A 15,108-nucleotide genomic window follows, 5' to 3' on the forward strand; every position below is an offset into this window, starting at 1 on the left:
GAATCATCAACGCACAACCTGGGATGACGTTTTGCGGCCCTCGGGCGGTTCCGAACGCAGGAGGTAACGGTAAACACCCCACAGGTTGATGCCGAGCAGGCAGACGTTCTGCCAGCCGATACCTTCTGCGTCCTCGCCGAGGAATCCCCAGGCGATGAGCGCTATCGAAGCGGTGACGAACAGCACGAAGGCCCAGCCCGTCACGCGGCGCGAAACGTCCGTCGCCACGATGCCTGCGGCTACCACCGCCGCGATGGCGCCATACCATTGCAGAACGTCGAGCATCAGGCCTTTTCCACCCGGTAATCGATCGGCTTGAAGCTGCCGCCGTTGGAGGCATAGGCCGAGCAGGCGGTCAGCCCGATCACCAGGTCCATCTCCGCGCGCAGGCGGATGAAATCCCCCGCCTTGCTGGTCGGCGGATCGACCGACAGTCGCCCGTCGGGCTTCACCGGAACGTTCATGAACACGTTGAAGGCGACCGGGATCGCATCGGGGACCACGCCGTAGGGAGCCAGCGCCTCGGCCAGGTTGCCGAAGCATCCCCGGTGAAGCGGCTTGTCGGGGTAGAAGTGGCGAAAGGTATCGACCGAGCATGGCGTGAGGAGGAAATCGTGCACGCCGACGGTGTCCTCCTCGATCTCCAGCATCACGTTCGACCGGTTCGACCACAGCTTGGCTCCGGTGGTAAGAAGCGTCGTTTCCTCGTAATCGAAGGTGCGGCCGTTGGAGATGATCTCGCCAGCGTCGCTGGCGGAAACCGCCAGCAAGTCGCTGACCTGCCCGCCTTCGGGATCGATCACTACCAGCGCATCGCCCCGCGCCAGTTCGATGGCAACGCCGGTGCGCGGCGCGATGCGCGCGGTCATCTGGTCCTCGGGTCGGAAAAGGGGCACTGCCAGTCGGCATCCACCTTTCGTCCGCTATACTGGCGGGCCTCGCTCGCCTCACCATGACGCGCCAGCATCGGGTTGATCGATCCGTCCAACTGCTCATCGCGCTTGAGGATGGTCTTGCGCATGCGTTCGTATTTCTGTTCCTCACGCAGGCGTTCGAACTGGTCGTGCAGGTTGAACACCAGCGTGGGATAGGGCGCGCGGCGCGCCTGGCGCGAAGCGTTGGGATGCAGGCCGACGACGAAGTAGGCCTGGGTACCGAAGCTCAGCGAAAAGTGCGGATCGCCCGGATCGCTGCTGACATCGGGATTGTAGGGTTGGCCGCGCCAGCCGTCCTTGTCGGTCAGCGATTGCAGCCTTTCCCACATGGCTTTTTCGAACGCCGCCTCGTCAAGGTCGACCGGTCCCGAGAACACCACCGCCAGGCTGCGCAGCCCGCCTGGGTCGCGCAGATACTGCTGGCTCCAGTCGAGCAACTGGTGGTGGATGGCGACATCGTCCCAGGCGCTGGTCAGGCTCCACCCGGTGACGATATTGAGCTTCCCCGTGGCGAGCGCCGACTTGGCACCAACGCATGGAAAATCGTGTTGGGACACGTGCGCACGCAGCGATCGTTCGAGCTTCGCATGGTCCACGCCATCCGGCCGCCCCGTAGTTTTCAAAGCTTCCGGCATGGCAGTGGAGCGACTGGCGGCCCGAACCGTTCCCCCAGATAACTTTGTTTGCATATCTGGCCGCGCCCCTGGGCCGTGGCCGAAGGTCACCTTTGCTCCGCCGACAGGTTCGCCTCAGGCCTCCAGGTCGCGCAGGATGTCGGCTGTCCAGTTCTGGATGTTCTGGTCGCGCACGCATTCAAACATCGGCCTCCACCGGGCGATCCGCTCGTCCAGCGGCATGTCCAACGCGTCGCGGATGGCAGAGGCGATATCGTCGGGGCTGTGCGGATTGATCAGCAACGCGTCGTCCAGTTGCTGTGCGGCCCCGGCAAAGCGGCTGAGGATCAACACGCCCGGATCGCCGGGATCCTGCGCGGCCACGTATTCCTTGGCCACCAGGTTCATCCCGTCGCGCAGCGGCGTGACGAGGCCGATCTTGCTTGCGCGGTAGACGCCGATCAACTCGGCAAGCGAATGGCCCTGGTTAACGTAGCGCACCGGCACCAGGTCGACCCGGCTCAGCGCGCCGTTGATCTGTCCGGTCTTCTGTTCGAGCAGGGCGCGAATCTGCTGGTACGATCCGATCGCCTCGCGGCTGGGCGGGGCGATCTGGATGAACACCAGTTCGCCCACCCGATCGGGATTGCGATCGAAGAACCGCGCGACGCCGTCCATGCGTTCGGGCAGGCCCTTGGAATAGTCCAGCCGGTCCACGCCGATCATCGCGGTGCGTCGGCGCGTGCTGGACAGCACCCGCTGGGCCATCTGCCGCGCCTCCCCGGTTTCTGCCAGCGCGCGCAGGTGATCGAAATCGATGCCGATGGGATAGGCCCGGGCAATCGTCGTGCGGCCTTCCACGGTCACCGCACCGGTCGTCTCGTTGACCTCGGCGCCCAGTTCGGCGCGGCAGTAGTGCTGGAAGCTGGTCAGCCATTCGTCGCACTGGAAACCGACGACATCGTAATCGAGCAGTGTGCGCACCAGCCGCTGGTGGAACGGCAACGAAACCAGCAGCCGCGTCGGCGGCCAGGGAATGTGCAGGAAAAAGCCCATGCGGTTCCTGATGCCGCGCCGGCGCAGGTTCTGGCCCAGCGGGATCAGGTGATAATCGTGGACCCAGACAATGTCGTCCGGCCCCACCAGCGGTGCCACGGCGGCCGCGAAGCGTTCGTTTACACGTTCGTATCCGCGGCCCGTCTCCAGCTCGAACTTGGTCAGGTCGAGGCGATAGTGAAACAGCGGCCAGATCGTTTCGTTAGCATAACCGTTATAGTATTCCTCGACATCCTGCGGCGAGAGATCAATGGTGGCAAAGGTCACGCTGTCGCGCGTCTGCATGGCGGGCGCGGCAGAGGGGTCCTCGTGCTCCTGCCCCGACCAGCCGAACCACAGCCCGCCCCGCGCCTTCAGCGCCGCATCCAGCGCGCCCGCCAGCCCGCCCTGCGCGCCCGCGGCGCCGTGTGCGCTCGGCAGGGCTACGCGGTTGGAGATGACGACGAGCCGGCTCACCGCACGGTGTTCCAGTTTTTCGACAGCAGCCCGGCACAGTTGATTACGCCGACCAGCGAATAGGTCTGCGGGAAGTTGCCCCACAGTTCGCCGGTCTCAAAGTCCATGTCTTCCGAAAGCAATCCCGATCGCGTCGTATGGCCGAGCATCGTGACGAACAGTTCGCGCGCTTCGGCGGTCCGGCCGCTGCGGGCCAGCGCGTCGATCAGCCAGAAGGTGCAGATGTTGAAGGCAGTCTCCGGCGCGCCGAAATCGTCTTCCTTGGCATAGCGCAGCATGTGCTCGCCGCGGCGGAGCGCCTTTTCCACCTCGGCAAAGGTCGAACGGAAGCGCGGATCGTCCGGCTCGCAGAACCTGAGCTCCACCAGCTGGAGCAGGCTTGCGTCAAGGTAATCGCTTTCGAAGCTGGCGCCGTAGTGGCCGCCCTCGGGCGTCTCGACCCAGGCCTCCCGGTCGATCGTCGCGCGGATGGTATCGGCCCGCTCCTGCCACAGGCTGGCGCGGTCCGCCTTGCCGAGATGGTCGGCCACCCGCGCCAGCCGGTCGCACGCGGCCCAGCTCATCGCCGCGGAATAGGTGTGCACTTCCTGCCGGGTGCGGAATTCCCACAGTCCGGCGTCGGGCTGATCGTGCATCGCCCAGGCCATCTCTCCGACCTCTTCCAGGCTGGCGAAATCGCGATCGTCGGCCATGCGCAGCAGCCGCCGGTCGAAAAAAGCCTGCGCGGTCGGCATCACGATCTGGCCATAACAGTCATGCTGGATCTGGTGATAGGCAGCATTGCCGATCCGCACCGGCCCCATGCCGCGATAGCCGGCGAGGGCATCGGCCGTCCGCTCCGTCAGCTGCGCTTCGCCCATGACGGAATAGAGCGGCTGGATCTGCCCGCCGCGGGCATCGGCGATGATGTTGCGCAGGTATGCCAGGTACTTTTCCAGCACGTCGAGCGCGCCCAGCCGGTTCAGCGCCTGGACGGTGTAGTACGAATCCCTGATCCAGCAGTACCGGTAGTCCCAGTTGCGCTGGCTTCCGGGCGCTTCGGGTATGGAGGTCGTGAGCGCGGCTACGATCGCGCCGGTTTCCTCGTGCTGGCACAGCTTGAGCGTGATGGCGCAGCGGATGACCTCGTCCTGCCATTCCAGCGGCGTTGCCAGGCCGCGCACCCACAGCTGCCAGTACTTGCGGGTCTGCTCCTCCATCTGCCGCAGTTCGGAGCGGATGTTGCCGGAAAAGGGCTCGTCCGGTCCGAAGAAGAAATGTTGGTCGCTTTCCACCCGGTAGGCCTTGCCCGCCAATGCAGTGCCGACCGGGGCATCGGTGCTCAGCCGCAGCGGCGTATCGCCGGTCAGGAAGCGCACGTGGTTGGTGCCACTTGTGGTTTCGGCCAGATGCTCGCCATGACCGTGCATCGGTGACAGCGTCACCTTCAATCGCGGAGCACCGGCGACGGGGCGAACGATGCGCACGAAGGCGACGGGGCGGTACATGCGGCCCGACCGTTCGAACCGGGGGCAGAAGTCGGTGATCTCCACCGCGCTGCCGTCCTTCGCCTCCAGCCGGGTAACGAGGATGGGCGTATTGCGCACGTAATGCTGGCTGGAAGAAACCTGGTCCTCGATTTCAAAGCGCCAGACACCGGCATCCCGGCGTTCGCCATTCAGCAGCGCGCAGAACACCGGGTCGCCGTCGATCCGTGGCACGCATCCCCACACCAGCCCTGCCCGCTCGTCCAGCAGCCCCGATACCTGGCAGTTGCCGATCGGCCAGAGTTCGAGCGAAGGCTGCATCGTCACGTTCCTATCCATGCAAAGACGGCGGCCGGGTCCGCCAGGTGATAGCGCGCGCCCCGGGACGGCCGCTCACCCACCGCCACGCCAAAGCCGCCCATCGCGGTGCAGGCGGCAAAACCGTCTTCATCGGTCACGTCGTCACCGATGAAGACAGGCGTGGTGCCGGCAAAGGGCTCTGCGGCCATGATGGTGCGCACGGCCGCCCCCTTGTCCGCCCCCGGCACGGCAATCTCGGCCACGCACTTGCCGTGCTTCAGCGTCAGAGCGAACCTGTCGGCAAGATCGCCCAGGAACTGTTGCGCGCGCTCCTCCCACTCAGGCCTGCCGCGCCAGTGCAGGGTTGCCCCCAGCGGCTTGACCTCGTGGATCAGCCCGGCATTGCCCGCAAACGCGGCGACTTCGTGCAGCACGGCGGCGGGGACGGCTCCGATCGAGTGGATCGGATCGCCCGGCGCAAGGCGCACCTCGCCGCCGTGCGATCCGGCGCAGGCGTTTGCCAGCGGGCCGCAATGCCGCTCCAGATCGGCGATCGCCCTGCCGCTGACGATCGCCAGCCGCCCGCCGAGCCTGTTGGCCAGGTCGGCCAGCGATGACCCGATGCCCGCGGGCACCGCGATAGCGCCGGGCGCCGCCGCGATGGGCACCAGCGTGCCGTCGAAGTCGAGGAAGAGCGATACCGGCCCATCGCGCAGCAGACCCGCCAGATCCGGCGGGGAAGGCAGTGGAGATGCGTCGGCCATCGCCCCGACATAGGGGTTGAGGCCCTACGGTCAACGGCGGGCCCGGTTATCGGCCCGCGATCAGGCATGGCGGATGGACGACGCCCTATTCGCGGACAGGGCGGCGGGAATCGCCGGCCCGGTGCAAGCGGACGTTGACGAGATGGCCCGGCCGGGAGCAGGGTCGGGCCGGCGCGGTCGATGACGCGACCAGTAGATTCCACGGCCAGCAGAACCCAAGGACAGACCAGATGGCGCAGCCTCCCGACCGTTTCGATACCATCACCCGCCGCAACCTGATGAAGGGCGGCGCGGCCGGTGCGGCGCTGTTGCCGGTGGCACGAACGGCGCGCGCACAGGACGCCGCGGTAGCGCCCACCGCCGAAGTCGCGCGGCAGACGATGCCCGTCACGCTCGACATCAACGGGCAGCGCCGCGACCTTACCATCGACACCCGCTCCACCCTGCTCGACGTATTGCGCAACGATCTGGAACTGACCGGGTCCAAGAAAGGCTGCGACCACGGCCAGTGCGGGGCCTGCACGGTCCACGTCGACGGGCAGCGGCAGCTATCGTGCCTGACGCTGGCGGCGCAGGTATCGGGCCGGCGGATCACCACGATCGAGGGGCTGGGCACGGAAAGCGCGCTGCACCCCATGCAGCAGGCGTTCGTCGATAACGACGCGTTCCAGTGCGGTTACTGCACGCCGGGTCAGATCATGTCGGCAGTGGCCTGCGTTACCGAAGGCCATGCGAACGACGATGCCGAAATCCGCGAATACATGTCGGGCAACCTGTGCCGCTGCGCCGCCTACCCCAATATCGTCGCCGCGGTGAAGCAGGCGCGCACGACCATGGAGAGCTGAGAGATGCGTCCTTTCCATTATTCCCGCCCCACCTCCGCCGTCGAGGCGGTGGCCGATTTCGCGGACGGGGGCATGTACCTGGCCGGTGGCACCACCCTGGTCGACCTGATGAAGCTGGACGTGCTGCGCCCCACGCGGCTGGTCGATGTCTCCATGCTGGAAAACGGCCGGTACGATTTCATCGACTGGGATGGTGACGCGCTGCGCATCGGCGCCCTGACACCGATGGCGAAACTGGCCGACGACAACCGCGTGCGCCGCAAGGTGCCGATGCTGTCGGATGCGCTGTGGCTGGCCGCCAGCCCGCAGATCCGCAACGTGGCCCGCATCGGCGGCAACGTGCTGCAACGCACGCGCTGCGCCTATTTCCGCGATACCAGCTACGATCAGTGCAACAGGCGCCAGCCCGGATCGGGCTGCGCGGCGCTGGATGGCGGCGTGACCCGCACCCACGCGGTGCTGGGCACGTCGGAGGCGTGCATCGCGAAATATCCCGGCGATTTCGCCCAGGCGCTGATCGCGCTCGACGCGGTGGTGGAAGTGCTCGGCAAGGACGGTCCGCGCGCGATCCGCTTTGCCGAATTGCACCGCCGCCCCGGCGACCGGCCCGACCTGGAAACCACGCTGCGGCCCGGCGACTTCATCGCGGCGTTCGCCATCCCCGATGCCGATTTTCCGCGGTCCAAGTATCTCAAGATTCGCGACCGGGAATCCTACGCCTACGCGCTGGCCTCCACCGCGGCGGCGCTGAAGATGCGCGGCGACACCATCGCCGACGTGCGTATCGGCCTTGGCGGCGTGGCGACCGTGCCCTGGCGCGCGAGCGAGGCCGAGGCGGCGCTGCGCGGCGGTCCGCTTGACGAGGCGCGCCTGCAACGGGCCGCCGACATCGCCTTTGCCGGCGCGTCGACGACGGAAGAGAACGCCTTCAAGGTCGAACTGGGCAAGCGCACGATGGTTCGCGCCCTGCTCGATATCGCGCAGATGGGGAACTGAGCATGGCACAAGATTACGATCCCGCACCCCAGCCGGGGCGCAACATGGGCCAGCCTATCACCCGCTACGAAGCGGTGCAGAAGGTGACCGGCGCGAAGATCTATGCCGACGACCTGCCGGTGCCGGGCCGGGCGGCCTATGGCTGGATGGTCACCAGCACGATCGCCAGGGGCCGCATCACCGGCATCGACGATGCCGCCGCGCGCGCCGTGCCGGGCGTGCAGCTGATCATGACGCACGAGAACCGCCCGCCGCTAAGCCCGCTGGCAACCTTTGCCGGCGGCGGCCTGGCGATCACCAGCGTGGCGCCACTCGCCGGGCCGGAAATCCATCACGACGGTCAGCCCATCGCGCTGATCGTGGCCGACAGTTTCGAAGCCGCGCGCGAGGCATCGTTCAAGCTCGCCGTCACCTACGCCGCCAGCACGGCGACCGCGACCTTCGGCGATCCCGGCGCCACAGAGCGCAACGTCGCCGATATCAACCCCATGTTCGAACCCATCCGCCACAATGACGCGGCGGCCGCGCTTGCCGGGTCGGCGCACACGGTCACGGCGGAATACCGCACCCCCATCCAGCACCACAATCCGATCGAGCTGTTCTCGACCACGGCATACTGGGACGGCGGAACGCTGGTCCTGCATGAGCCGAACCAGTTCGTCTGGGGTCTGAAGCACGCCGCGGCCGAGCAACTGGGGATCGATCCGGACAACGTCCGCGTGAAGTCACCCTTCGTGGGCGGCGCCTTCGGCTCCAAGGCAGCGGTGACGCACCGCACTGCCCTTGCCGCGCTCGCCGCGCGCCAGCTGGGCCGTCCGGTGAAGCTCGTTGCATCACGCGACCAGGGCTTCACCCATTCCGGCCACCGGCAGGAAACGCGCCAGGCCGTGCGGCTGGGCTGCGATGCGCAGGGGCGGCTGACCGGATACGAACACAAGCAGTGGGAATTCACCGCGCGCAGCACGCCGTATCAGAACGGCGGGCTGGAAAAGACCGCGGCGATGTATGCCTTCCAGGCCGTGCACACGGACAACTACATCGTCCAGGGCGATCGCAACGTGCCCACCTTCATGCGCTCGCCTGCCGAAATGCCGACAGTCTATGCGCTGGAGGCGGCGATGAACGAGCTTGCCGCGGCGGCCGGGATCGATCCCGTCGAGTTCCGCAAGCGGAACGACACCCGCATCGATCCGGTGGCAGGCGTGCCCTACACCAGCCGCAGCCTCAACGAATGTCTGGACGCTGCCGCCGAACGGTTCGGCTGGTCGCGCCGCAACCCGGCGCCGCGCTCCATGCGCGACGGGGAATGGCTGATCGGCTGGGGCTGCGCGATGGCGATGTATCCCACGCTGATGATGCCTTCCACCGCACGCCTGACGGTGCGCCGGGGCGGCACCGCCACGATCGAGGTAGCCGCGCACGATGTCGGCACCGGGTGCTACACCATCGCCACCCAGGCCGCGGCGGAGCGGCTGGGCATCGCGCCCGGGCGCATCACCGTGCGCATGGGCGACAGCCGCCTGCCGCCCGGGCCCATCGCCGGCGGCTCGGTCACCACCGCCAGCCTCACCAGCGCCATCGTCGACGCCTGCAACCGGATGGCCGAGACGCTCGGCGTCGACAATGCGACCGATCCGGCCGCTTTTGCCGCGGCGATCGCCGGCATGGATCGCCCGGAAGCCGAGGTGGTCGGCGCCTGGTTCCCCGCCGGTATGGACCAGTCTTCGGTAGAGGCGCTGTACGAAGGCGGTGTGCGGATCAGCGGCGGCACCACGGCTGATCGCGCCATGTATGCCTTCGGGGCCGAGATGGTCGAGGTGCGCATCAACGAGCGGACCCGTGAAATCCGTGTGCCACGCGTGGTCGGCGCCTTTGCCGCGGGCCGCATCATGAACACCCGCACCGCGCACAGCCAGTACCTGGGCGGGCTGATCTGGGGCATCGGGTCGGCGCTGCACGAAGCGACCGAGATCGACCACAAGCGCGCGCGCTACGTCAACGACAACATCGCCGAATACCTGGTGCCGGTGAATGCCGATATTGCCGACATCGACATCATCATGGTCCCGGAAGTCGACAACCAGATCAATGCACTTGGCGTGAAGGGTATCGGCGAGCTTGCCAACGTCGGAACGCCCGCCGCGATCACCGACGCGATCTGGCATGCCACCGGCATCCGCGTGCGCGACCTGCCGGTGCGGATCGAGGACCTGCTCTGACGGTGGACGCGTGCCCGGCCAGGCAGCCTGCACGGCATGACTGGCCGGAAGCGCGCCCCAACGGCGGCGGTCATCGCGATGCACCGGGGACGGTTCCCCGTGTCTGGAACGGATCGGTCCTGCAACCGTATTAACAAATGTCGTTCCACAAGGCGGAGAGACCGCCTTCAAGGAACATCCCCATGCAATCGGCCCAAGCAATCGTCCTCGTCGTCGAAGATGAGGTCCTGATCCGCATGGATGTGGTCGATCAGCTCAGCGCGCTGGGTTATTCGATCATCGAGGCGTGCAATGGCCGCGAGGCACTGGAAGTGGCGCAACAATACGAGGCGATCGACATCCTCTTCACGGACATCGATATGCCCGGTGATGTCGACGGCCTCACCCTCGCCCATGAAATCCGCGCATCGCGGCCGGAAATCGGGATCATAGTGACCTCGGGCAAACCGCTGCTCGGCGAAGCCCGCCTGCCCGAAGGCTCACGCTTCTATCCCAAGCCCTATCTGTCGACGACGGTGCACGCGACGATCCAGGAGATGGTCATGCGGCCTGGCTAGCTGCGTTTCGCGCTGGCCTAGGCGCCCATCGATGCGCGCGGCAGGAGCATCGTCACCCGCAGCCCGTCGGCTCGCCAGTCATAGTCGATGTGCGCCTGCAACTGGCGAATGGTCGAAGCGATAAGACGCGTCCCAAAATTCTGGTTCTCGGGCGGCGTGGTCTCAGGCCCGCCGATTTCGGTCCATCTGATGGTCAGACCGTCCGCCCCGGTTTCCCAACCGATGGCGACGCAGCCACCCTTGGCCTTGAGACTGCCGTACTTCGTCGCGTTGGTGGCCAGTTCGTGGAAGATCATGGCCAGCCCTGACAGCGACTGGGCATCGACTGTCTGGTCATCCCCGTTCAGGCTGATGCGGTTTTCGGCATCGCCATATCCCAGCGGGCCGAGGATCGTCGCCAGCAGGGTGCGGATCGACGTCATTTCGCTGGAATGGCCGGCGGCGTGCTGCACGATGATAAGATCCTGCGCCGATGCAATGGCGCGCAGCTTGCCGTTCACCTTGTCGGCCAGGTCGCGGGCGCTGAGCGCGGCGGGCACGTTCAGGTTGATGAGGCTTTGCGCCAGGGCAAAGGCATTCTTTACCCGGTGCTGCAGTTCTTCCAGCACGAGTGCCTTGGCGTCCTCGGCACGATTGCGCATCCGTTCAAGATGCATCCGTTCGACAGCGATGGAGGTGGTGAGCGCAATCGCCTCGATTATGGCGCGATCCAGGGTCGATGGCTGGCGCGGCTCACGATAATAGTTGGCAAAGGTCCCCACCACGCTGCCGTCGCCGGCCTTGATCGGCACCGCCCAGCAGGCGCGGAGGCCATGGGAAAGCGCCAGCTCTCGAAAATTCGCCCAGAGCGGATCCGTCCCGATATCCTCGACAAATACGGCTTGGCCCAAGGCGGCAGCGGTTCCGCAGGATCCCTCGCCTTCGCCGATCGCCATGCCCTTGATCGCGGCGTTGTAGGCATCGGGCAGGCTGGGCGCACCGCCGAGTTCCAGATGCTTGCCGTCCTCGCTCAGCAGGAGGATCGATGCCAGCATCCCGTCGCCTGTCTGGTCTTCGGCAAGCCGCACGATGTCGGCAAGTATGGTCTTGCGCTCGCCGCCCAGAACCATCCGGCCCAGGATCTGCTGCTGACGCCGCCAGATTTCCGACAGATGCCGGTCTTCCGGATGGTCGGGAAAAGCCGTCAGCGTACTATGATTGGCTACGTGCTCGATGACCGGCCCCCCACCTTCCTGAAAATAGCAAAGTCGCGAAACTTGGCAAGCGGGGTCAGGCCGTGGGAGAGTGCCCCTTCATGACAGCGGGAGCGGCAACGAACTGCGCCTTGCTCCAGGCACAGGCCGCGGCGGCGCCGAGGCTGTGCTGGAAAACGCTGATCCGCTCGGCGATGTGCGACGCCGTCGCCAGCCTCGCCAGGCGGTCGTTATCGTTTGTCGCCAGGTTTGCGCCGATCAGGGCGCGCTGGTGTTCGGAATATTGATGGTTCAGGTCCATGCCGGAACTCCTCCATTGGCGTATTGGGTGGGTCAGTCGATCATCCAGGCGACGAGACGGCGCAGATCGGCCGTCGTCATCGGGCTGGAGGTTGCCAGCGTATCGTCGATGGCTTGCTCACGCATCGCGTCATACCGCGGCGAGAGCATGGGGCGCGCGGTTTCGCGCAGGTTCGTTACGTTCATCATTGGTATGTCCGGCAGGGTCATCCCGCCGCCTTCTTGAAAGTTTCAACGTCGCTGTCCGCGTTTGCGAGCACTGCGGGGCGTTTGCCCTGATGCCCGTTCGCGAAAGACGATCCGGCTCTTGCCACGATCGTATGACGCTTTTTCGAAATGGAAGCGGCCGACGATGGATCGTCGCCGCATACGAAAAAGAATCCGTGCGGAAGCTTTCCATCACGGAGCCAGGCAGCATGGGAAGGGAAGTGGTGCCAGAACCGCGGCAATGCGCGAAAGAATGGCAAACAAAATCCGTCGCAAACGACGTTAGGCAATTTTCATATAGCAGGGTGACCGGAAATTACAAGACGATATGCGAGAGCGCTCCCTGAGACGGTCAGCCCTCCGTCACCAGCAACAATGCTGCCAGCGTATCGGCCATCTCGGGCAGCCGCGTGGCCAGGATATCCTGCCGGAATTCCAGTTCGAGATAGCGAAGACCCCGTTCGAAGGCGTGGTGAGGCACGGTGTAATCCGTCGCGTCCATGCGATAGGGTTCGTTGTCCCCCACGACGACGCCGGTCCGGGGCAGCGACTGCAACAGCGATCGGGCCAGATCGTCGCGATGGCCATCGTGGAGCACACCGACCTCCCAAGGGCGCGCCGTGCCGCCCAGCGAAGGGGTAAAGCTGTGCAGCGAAACGAATACGGTCTCGATTCCGGCAGCGTCCCGGCGATCGAGTTCGCTGGCGATGCCCGCGTGATAGGTGTGATAGATCTCGTCCAGCCGCGCCGCCCGATGCGCGGCATCCAGCCCGCGGTTGCCCGGCACGATCGATCCGTCGCTACGCTCCACGATGCAGTCAGGGTCGTCGATCCGCCGATTGCAGTCGACCACCAGACGCGAGTAGGCTTGTGACAGGAACACGGTGTCGAGCCGGTCCGCCAAAGCGCGGCCCAATTCCTCCACGCCGAGGTCGAGCGCGATGTGCCTGTTGCGATCGGCGTGGCTCAGCCCCAGGTCGCCGAGAGCTTCAGGAATGCACGACCCGGCATGGTCGCCCACCAGCAGAAACCGGCTGGCGCCGTTTTTTCTGCCATGTTCGCGGAGCGGATGCGGGTCTGAACAGTTGAGCAAGGCAAAGCGGGACATGCGTCCATACTTGCATCAATGTGTCTTGCCGGCCAGTCCTGCCGTTGCCGTCGATATGTGATGCCGACCGTCAAGGAGCGTGCCCAATGCTGATCCGATGCGGTTTCGACATTCGGTTCGAAACACAGGTTCCCGTGCCCATGCTTGCGCTGCTGAGCGTGCGGCCGGAACGGCAGGCGCAGTTGCGATCGCCCGAAGTGCTGGCCACCGATCCCGGTGTGCCGGTGCGGCAGTATATCGATCCTTTCGGCAATGTCTGCTCGCGGTTCACGGTGCCGGCTGGCGGGATCACCCTGCGCAGCGACTTCGTGATCGAGGATACCGGCTTGCCCGATGCGGTCGCGCCCGATGCTCCGCAGCATCCGGTGGAAGACCTGCCTTACGATGTGCTGCAGTTCCTGATGAGCTCACGCTATTGCGAGGTCAGCCTGCTGGCCAACGAGGCGTGGGATCTGGCAAAGGCGCATCGTTCCGGATGGGCGCGGGTCCAGGCGCTGGTCGATGCCGCGCACGAACGCATCGAATTCGACTACATGAAGGCCAACAGCGAGCGGACGGCCCGCTCGGCGTTCGACGAACGGTTCGGCGTCTGTCGCGATTTTGCCCATCTGGCGATCACCCTGTGCCGGGCAATCAATGTGCCGGCACGCTATTGCACGGGATACCTGGGCGATATCGGCATCGCCCCGGTCGATGCGCCGATGGATTTCTCCGCCTGGTTCGAAGCCTATCTTGGCGGGCGCTGGTATACCTTCGATGCCCGCCACAATACCCCGCGCATCGCCCGGATCGTGATGGCCCGCGGCCGCGACGCCACCGACGCGGCCTTGACCACGGCATTCGGCAGCGCGAAGCTGGTGCGGTTCGATGTCCATACCGACGAGGTGGCGAGCATCGACCTGTCGCGCCCACCCGGCGAAACGGCGCTTCCACAACGGTCCGCCTGACCGCGCAACAGGCGCCTCTGTCACCCCGTTGCAGGGCCCCCCAGGCGGTGCTGCAGGAAGAACCGGATCATCGCGCGCGATGCGTCAGGACCGCTGGCATCGGTGTAGGAACCGGATGGCGATCCGCCCGACCACGCATGGCCGGCGCCCATCACCAGCCAGCTCTCCGCCATCGCCTTGCCAGACGGGCCGCGCAGCACGGCCTGCCGATACTGTCGCCCGCCCGGGCTGACGCCCGTTTCCACCGTCTCGGCCAGGGACGCCGCCGTGTGCCTCTCGCGCCAGCTGCCATGGATTTGCTCGCTGTTGGCGGGGTCCACCGTGGTGTCACGGCTTCCGTGGAAGGTAATCAGCGGCACATAGGTCTGGCCGTCGACGCTGCGCCGCCTGCCCTTGCCCTTCATGGCGCTGAGCGCACCGGGAAGGTCTGCGGCCGAACCACAGGCAAGGCCGGAATGAATGCCCGCCGCGGCAAACACGTCGGGATAGGCCTGCGCCATGATCGCTGCCGCCGCGCCCCCCGCCGAAAGACCGGCGACGTAAATCCGTCCGCGATCCACGTCGTGGCGATTGGCGATTTCGCCCGCGATACCGGCGATCAAGGCGGGTTCCCCTGAACCCTTCCCCTGATCGCCCGGACGAAACCAGTTCCAGCACTTTTGCGCATTGGCCTTTCGCGTCTGCTCCGGATAGGCGACGAGGAAGCCGAATTCTTCCGCCAGCTGGTTCATCCTCGTACCGCGGGCGAAATCCTCCGCATCCTGCGTACAGCCGTGGAGCATCATCACCAGCGGCATGGCCTTTGTTGCGTTGGCCGGCGCGTAGAGCAGGTAGTCCAGGCTGCCCCGGGCACCGCGAAAGGCGTGCCGCGTGAAGCTGCCCGATGCGGCCGGGGAGGGCGTTGGCCGCGCTCCTTCGGCAGCCGGTCGGGAAGGTGCATCGGCGAACGCGGCAGGCGCAGGGAGCCGAGCCTCCTGCCCGTCATGGTGGGGCCGCGCGCCGCCGCCTTCTGCTTGCGGCTGGCCAAGGTTCGATCCCAGCGAACGCTGGATCAGCGCCGTGGCCGCACCCAGCCTACCGCGTTGCGTCAGGTCGAGAATGTCTGGCATGTGGCTGGCGTTGAAAAAGGTCATGGCAAAAGGCTT

Annotated in this window: 16 protein-coding genes; 5 read left to right on the forward strand and 11 right to left on the reverse strand. The window is 66.0% G+C overall.

Features of this window, described 5'->3' with window-relative positions:
* Window positions 1–6 precede the first annotated feature (6 nt).
* The 6 genes from GRI62_RS12215 to otsB form a co-directional block, all read right to left on the reverse strand.
* Window positions 7–285 carry a hypothetical protein gene (locus tag GRI62_RS12215; RefSeq protein ID WP_131453591.1) on the reverse strand — a complete coding sequence of 93 codons (279 nt, stop codon included), beginning with the start codon at window positions 283–285 and terminating at the stop codon, window positions 7–9.
* Window positions 285–869: a DUF1989 domain-containing protein gene (locus GRI62_RS12220; protein ID WP_131453592.1), complete on the reverse strand. Its 585-nt coding sequence runs from the start codon at window positions 867–869 to the stop codon at window positions 285–287. Before GRI62_RS12220 ends, GRI62_RS12215 begins: the two co-directional genes overlap by 1 nt.
* A complete protein-coding gene (gntA, locus tag GRI62_RS12225) occupies window positions 866–1,570 on the reverse strand; it encodes a guanitoxin biosynthesis heme-dependent pre-guanitoxin N-hydroxylase GntA (RefSeq protein ID WP_131453593.1) in 705 nt (234 codons plus the stop codon). The genes GRI62_RS12220 and gntA overlap by 4 nt, the downstream gene beginning before the upstream one ends.
* Window positions 1,571–1,684: 114 nt before the next feature.
* Window positions 1,685–3,061, reverse strand: a complete 1,377-nt coding sequence (locus GRI62_RS12230) for an alpha,alpha-trehalose-phosphate synthase (UDP-forming) (RefSeq protein WP_131453594.1) — start codon at window positions 3,059–3,061, stop codon at window positions 1,685–1,687.
* On the reverse strand, window positions 3,058–4,848 hold the full coding sequence (locus GRI62_RS12235) for a glycoside hydrolase family 15 protein (RefSeq protein WP_199799940.1): 1,791 nt from the start codon (window positions 4,846–4,848) through the stop codon (window positions 3,058–3,060). Before GRI62_RS12235 ends, GRI62_RS12230 begins: the two co-directional genes overlap by 4 nt.
* Window positions 4,849–4,850: 2 nt before the next feature.
* Complete coding sequence (gene otsB, locus GRI62_RS12240; RefSeq protein ID WP_131453596.1) at window positions 4,851–5,591, reverse strand: trehalose-phosphatase; 741 nt, start codon at window positions 5,589–5,591, stop codon at window positions 4,851–4,853.
* A gap of 230 nt (window positions 5,592–5,821) precedes the next feature.
* Between otsB and GRI62_RS12245 the strand changes: the two genes are divergently transcribed.
* From GRI62_RS12245 to GRI62_RS12260, 4 genes are all read left to right on the forward strand, one after another.
* Complete coding sequence (locus GRI62_RS12245; RefSeq protein WP_131453597.1) at window positions 5,822–6,436, forward strand: (2Fe-2S)-binding protein; 615 nt, start codon at window positions 5,822–5,824, stop codon at window positions 6,434–6,436.
* Between the two features lie 3 nt (window positions 6,437–6,439).
* A complete protein-coding gene (locus GRI62_RS12250; RefSeq protein ID WP_131453598.1) occupies window positions 6,440–7,432 on the forward strand; it encodes an FAD binding domain-containing protein in 993 nt (330 codons plus the stop codon).
* Between the two features lie 2 nt (window positions 7,433–7,434).
* Window positions 7,435–9,651 carry a xanthine dehydrogenase family protein molybdopterin-binding subunit gene (locus tag GRI62_RS12255; RefSeq protein ID WP_199799941.1) on the forward strand — a complete coding sequence of 739 codons (2,217 nt, stop codon included), beginning with the start codon at window positions 7,435–7,437 and terminating at the stop codon, window positions 9,649–9,651.
* A gap of 182 nt (window positions 9,652–9,833) precedes the next feature.
* Window positions 9,834–10,208 (forward strand): response regulator, encoded by a 375-nt coding sequence (locus GRI62_RS12260; protein WP_160731879.1) that lies wholly within the window; start codon window positions 9,834–9,836, stop codon window positions 10,206–10,208.
* A 17-nt stretch (window positions 10,209–10,225) separates the two neighbouring features.
* Here GRI62_RS12260 and GRI62_RS12265 read toward each other — a convergent pair whose 3' ends face one another.
* The 4 genes from GRI62_RS12265 to GRI62_RS12280 all read right to left on the reverse strand — a co-directional run bounded on the left by GRI62_RS12265 (window position 10,226) and on the right by GRI62_RS12280 (window position 13,016).
* Window positions 10,226–11,317, reverse strand: a complete 1,092-nt coding sequence (locus tag GRI62_RS12265) for a sensor histidine kinase (protein ID WP_131453600.1) — start codon at window positions 11,315–11,317, stop codon at window positions 10,226–10,228.
* Between the two features lie 160 nt (window positions 11,318–11,477).
* Window positions 11,478–11,702 (reverse strand): hypothetical protein, encoded by a 225-nt coding sequence (locus GRI62_RS12270; protein ID WP_131453601.1) that lies wholly within the window; start codon window positions 11,700–11,702, stop codon window positions 11,478–11,480.
* 32 nt (window positions 11,703–11,734) lie between these two features.
* Entirely contained in the window at window positions 11,735–11,890 is a 156-nt protein-coding gene (locus GRI62_RS12275) for a hypothetical protein (protein ID WP_160731880.1), read from the reverse strand.
* Between the two features lie 370 nt (window positions 11,891–12,260).
* A complete protein-coding gene (locus GRI62_RS12280; RefSeq protein ID WP_131453602.1) occupies window positions 12,261–13,016 on the reverse strand; it encodes an N-formylglutamate amidohydrolase in 756 nt (251 codons plus the stop codon).
* 86 nt (window positions 13,017–13,102) lie between these two features.
* Between GRI62_RS12280 and GRI62_RS12285 the strand changes: the two genes are divergently transcribed.
* Window positions 13,103–13,963 (forward strand): transglutaminase-like domain-containing protein, encoded by an 861-nt coding sequence (locus tag GRI62_RS12285; RefSeq protein ID WP_131453603.1) that lies wholly within the window; start codon window positions 13,103–13,105, stop codon window positions 13,961–13,963.
* 20 nt (window positions 13,964–13,983) lie between these two features.
* Here the strand turns inward: GRI62_RS12285 and GRI62_RS12290 are convergent, their stop codons facing one another.
* Window positions 13,984–15,096, reverse strand: a complete 1,113-nt coding sequence (locus GRI62_RS12290; protein ID WP_131453604.1) for an extracellular catalytic domain type 1 short-chain-length polyhydroxyalkanoate depolymerase — start codon at window positions 15,094–15,096, stop codon at window positions 13,984–13,986.
* Window positions 15,097–15,108: the final 12 nt, after the last annotated feature.

The organism is Aurantiacibacter arachoides (assembly GCF_009827335.1).
GTDB classification, from domain to species: Bacteria; Pseudomonadota; Alphaproteobacteria; order Sphingomonadales; family Sphingomonadaceae; genus Alteraurantiacibacter; species Alteraurantiacibacter arachoides.